Source organism: Planktothricoides sp. SR001 (genome assembly GCF_001276715.1).
GTDB classification, from domain to species: Bacteria; Cyanobacteriota; Cyanobacteriia; order Cyanobacteriales; family Laspinemataceae; genus Planktothricoides; species Planktothricoides raciborskii.
Window position 1 is genome coordinate 1 of record NZ_LIUQ01000145.1, and the last position, 1,662, is coordinate 1,662.

Here is a 1,662-nt window from a genome sequence, read left to right on the forward strand (position 1 = left end):
CCGCAGTTTTCCTGATCTACCCAATTGGTCAAGGTTCTTTCTCCGATGGTATGCCTCTGGGTATCTCTGGAACCTTCAACTTTATGTTGGTATTCCAAGCTGAGCACAACATCCTGATGCACCCCTTCCATATGTTAGGTGTGGCCGGTGTGTTCGGTGGCGCTCTGTTCTCCGCTATGCACGGTTCTTTGGTGACTTCTTCTTTGGTTCGTGAAACCACCGAAGTTGAATCTCAAAACTATGGTTACAAGTTCGGTCAAGAAGAAGAAACCTACAACATCGTTGCCGCTCACGGTTACTTTGGTCGTTTAATCTTCCAATATGCTTCCTTCAACAACAGCCGCTCTCTGCACTTCTTCTTGGGTGCATGGCCTGTTATCGGTATCTGGTTCACCGCTCTGGGTGTGTCCACGATGGCCTTCAACCTGAACGGTTTCAACTTCAACCAATCTATCGTTGACTCTCAAGGTCGCGTAATCAATACCTGGGCTGACGTGATCAACCGCGCTAACTTGGGTATGGAAGTGATGCACGAGCGCAACGCTCACAACTTCCCCTTAGATTTGGCTGCTGGTGAAGCTGCTCCTGTGGCTTTGAGTGCTCCTCAAATCAATGGCTAATTCTTAGCTAACTAAATAAATAAAAAACGCTCTCCTGAAAAGGGGGGCGTTTTTTTGCGTTTCTTGTTATGCTGCGGTAAACTAGCTGATAAAAGTTCCAAAAGCCTTGCCGAATATTTCCGGCTAGAGCAACATCTTTGATCGAATTAAAACATCGCCGAGAGGAAGCCTAAAAAGTGGTCGCGAAAAAGCGGAAAATTCTGGATAAGGTTCTGGCCGGTTCAAAAAATATCAAGTTTAGTGAAATGGTGACGCTGATTGAAGCTTTCGGGTTTAGCTTGGAAAGAATCAGTGGTAGTCATCACATTTTTACTCATCCCCAAGTTACGGAAATTGTTAACATTCAAAATAACAAAGGCGAGGTGACACCTTATCAAGTACGTCAATTTTTATCGATAATTGAAGAGTATAATCTAAGCATGGAGCAGGATGAACTATGAAAGACTATCACATCAATATTTTCTACAGTGAAGAAGATGAAGGTTATATTGCTGATATTCCTGACTTAAAATACTGCTCTGCATTTGGTGAAACCCCCGAAACAGCTTTGCGCGAGGTACAAATTGCTAAAGAAGCATGGTTGTCAGCGGCTTCGGCTGCGGGTAAAGCAATTCCTCAACCTAAATATCGACCGATTATTTATCAGCTACAACAAAGGTAGCGAAGACCGCGCAACTACGAGATGTGTTACGGTTTTCATTTTCTGGAGTTGGACTGGGACTAAATGTATTGTTTAAAGAGCGAATTTAGCAGGAAGTGCGATCGCCCTCCTGTGGTCACTTTTTCGACTAAGCCCCGTCTGCCTAAAGATTGCATGGCTTCGGTTAATTCTGATTTGGCAAATTCCCGTAATCCAGATGCTGGAGAAATATCTACCGCTTCATATTCTGAAAACCTGGATATGACTTTTTTTTCTAACTCCGATAAACGGTCTAAGTGATATTCGATAATGGGGGATAAGTCGCCGATAAATATATCTTCTTGGTCGGATAAAAATAAGGAAACGCTACCATCAAATAATTCTAATATCGTTGAGGCGATG

At 43.3% G+C, this 1,662-nt stretch carries 2 protein-coding genes and 2 pseudogenes; 3 read left to right on the forward strand and 1 reads right to left on the reverse strand.

Annotation, left to right across the window (positions count from 1 at the left end; all coding sequences use genetic code 11):
- From AM228_RS28780 to AM228_RS28790, 3 genes and pseudogenes are all read left to right on the forward strand, one after another.
- Positions 1-620: pseudogene (locus tag AM228_RS28780) on the forward strand (photosystem II q(b) protein); the annotation flags it as partial.
- A gap of 176 nt (positions 621-796) precedes the next feature.
- The gene (locus AM228_RS28785; protein ID WP_054470486.1) at positions 797-1,060 is read left to right on the forward strand and encodes a type II toxin-antitoxin system HicA family toxin; all 264 of its coding nucleotides are present in this window, start codon (positions 797-799) and stop codon (positions 1,058-1,060) included.
- Complete coding sequence (locus AM228_RS28790; RefSeq protein ID WP_054470488.1) at positions 1,057-1,281, forward strand: type II toxin-antitoxin system HicB family antitoxin; 225 nt, start codon at positions 1,057-1,059, stop codon at positions 1,279-1,281. The genes AM228_RS28785 and AM228_RS28790 overlap by 4 nt, the downstream gene beginning before the upstream one ends.
- A gap of 59 nt (positions 1,282-1,340) precedes the next feature.
- Here AM228_RS28790 and AM228_RS34720 read toward each other — a convergent pair.
- Positions 1,341-1,662 (reverse strand): annotated as a pseudogene (locus AM228_RS34720) (ATPase); the annotation flags it as partial.